1 protein-coding gene and 1 pseudogene are annotated in these 2230 nt (G+C 61.2%); one reads left to right on the top strand and one right to left on the bottom strand.

Features of this window, described 5'->3' with window-relative positions; translation table 11 throughout:
• Positions 1–871, bottom strand: a pseudogene (locus EN906_RS31550) (prolyl oligopeptidase family protein); the annotation flags it as partial.
• A 708-nt stretch (positions 872–1579) separates the two neighbouring features.
• Between EN906_RS31550 and EN906_RS31545 the strand changes: the two are divergent.
• Positions 1580–1771 carry a hypothetical protein gene (locus EN906_RS31545; RefSeq protein WP_127266638.1) on the top strand — a complete coding sequence of 64 codons (192 nt, stop codon included), beginning with the start codon at positions 1580–1582 and terminating at the stop codon, positions 1769–1771.
• Positions 1772–2230: the final 459 nt, after the last annotated feature.

The raw sequence follows: 2230 nt of genomic DNA, 5'->3' as shown, positions 1-2230 counted from the left end.
CCGTCCAGGGCTTGCGCGGCCTTACCGCCAGCCAGTCGCCGAAGACCCGCCACGACGCGTCGCGAGGAAGATCGATCTGCCTCCTCGGCCCGCTCCTATCGCCGATCCAGCTGATCTTCTCGAAGAAGGCCGGCTGCTCGATGAACCAAAGGCGCTCGCTGCGGCCGGTGCGGTCCGAATGACCAGACACTTGGAAGCTTTCGAACCCGGCCTCGAAGATTGCCGGCGTGGTGAGGGGATCCGCGTCACGCTTCCACAGTCGAACGGTGCGCGCATAGCCGGAGCGGGTGGCCATGCCATTACCAAGCGCACTGGAAAGCAGAAGCGTGTCAGGGTCCAGCCAATTAACGTAGCCTTTGGCCTCGGGGAGGTTGAAGCCGTCGGCGACAAAGCTCAGAGAGATCAGGTCGAATTCGCGATGCACGACCGCGTCGCTGCCGCCGCGCGACAGGCGCAGAACGGCTCTTTCCCGTCTCTCCGGCTCGATGGACGCGCCGTCCCAGATCCAGTCCTCTCCGTCGCTAGCCGCGAGAGCATCCAGATCGAGCAGTAGCTCCCATTGGGGATCCGCCTTCATGTAGGCGGCAAGGGTGGTCCGGCGCCACAGTCCGCGTGGATTACCGTCATCTCGCCAGTAATTGTAGAGGTACTGACTACGGCGCGCGATCAGGGGAAGATTGTCGCGATTGTCGAAAATGGCTGTCAGAGCCGCGCGGTCGCGCTCGAATTGCGCTCCACCGAAGTGCTTCAGGGTCTTTGCCGATTGGCCGGCGGCCCAGGCAAGTGCCCGCTCGCCCTCTACATCTTCAAGCCAGACATAGGGATCGTCGTCGGGAGCATCCAGCGTTGGACGGACATCAAATGCGTTCATGTCCGGACAGCCTTCAGAAAGAAGGGATAGAGGCTTCCGTCGGCTCGGGAACGCTCAGTGCTGGTAGCGGCGCCCACATGTTCGAAAAGCGTGATCATTGATGAGTTCTTCCAGTCGGTGCGGCATCGCAGTGCTTTTGCGCATAGGGACCGCAACCGTCGTGCCAACTGGGAAAATCGTTTCGGAACAACGCGATCGCTCTGGAAGCGTTGTGTCACATGTCCGACATCGTCGAGAATCCGACAACGAGTGCTCCTCCTAATCACCGGATCAACCTCCGGCGCCAGGCGGTGACACCGTGCAGAACTCGAGCAGTGAAGCTCATTGGTGAACCTGGTTGACGCCCAACATCTTCGCTCTGGAGCGCTTCACGCACACGGATTCATGGCAGACACCATGATGCGATCGATGCGGTTAGAGACCAAGCTGGCTGCGCCTGTGAGTTTCAGCCGCCAGCTGGAAGCAGCTGAGTTCTGAGGAGAAGGGTGGGGCACCCCTTGGGCGACCTGATGGTTGCCCAAGCCCTGCCGCAATCTTGGCCTGCACCGTCCCCTGGGTTGCTGTCGATCAAGCCAGGAAGCTGCATTCGGGCGAACGCATGGGGCTGGTCCCCATGGCAACTTGGGCTGATGTGGGGCCGTCCGATATGCGATACGAGGGTCTAGGATAGGGGAGCTCGGGCTCGGTAGTATCTCAGCGAGACGGCTAATGGTCGACGAAGTCTTCCTGACGCCACGCATTGGTATGCCGCAGCAACAGGGGCAGTGCGGGCGCAAGTCTGGTTGTGAAATCGGCTGCTACAGGGGCATGCCGCGCTTCATCTCCATACCGTCAGCGAAGAAAGCGCGGCGCGAGCATCACCAAAGAGAAGCGGCGCGCCGTTCGTTTGCGGTCCACTGACCAGTCGGCTTCACCTGTACAACACGGGCTGGCATAGCGTGAAACTGAGCCTCCAATGGCGGAAATTAGCTTATAGCATCCGGGCTACGACAACCTGCCCACAACCAGCGTCGAAGCCACCGCCACGCCACCAAGTCTTCAGGGAACGTCCTGAACGGAACCCAGCCGGGCACTCCTATCAAAGCGACCCCCTTCGCATGCTCAGGCCGCGCTTGCTGTCGCTGCGCGGGACCGACAGCCTGCTTCTGCCCTGCACAGTGCCGACGACACATGCTTCGACGAAATGGCGTCATCGAGGTCGGGTGGCTTCGGCGCCGGTGCTTTGCCAAATTGCATGATGTTTGGACGTCCGTGGGGGCGGGCAAGGGGGCACAGTCGTGCCTGCAGTTCTCGTGACTGGCGCGGTCGAGGCTGATGGGCGGGATGAACGATCATATGACTGCACCACTGGTATGACGC

Source organism: Mesorhizobium sp. M7A.F.Ca.CA.004.06.1.1 (assembly GCF_003999135.1).
In the GTDB taxonomy this organism is placed as follows: Bacteria; Pseudomonadota; Alphaproteobacteria; order Rhizobiales; family Rhizobiaceae; genus Mesorhizobium.
The sequence above is the reverse complement of the archived record's forward strand: the minus strand, read 5'-3'. Positions and strand labels throughout refer to the sequence as shown.

Coding starts and splice junctions, on each gene's coding strand:
- EN906_RS31545 (WP_127266638.1), top strand. CDS start 1,580: ATGGTCGACGAAGTCTTCCTGACGCCACGCATTGGTATGCCGCAGCAA.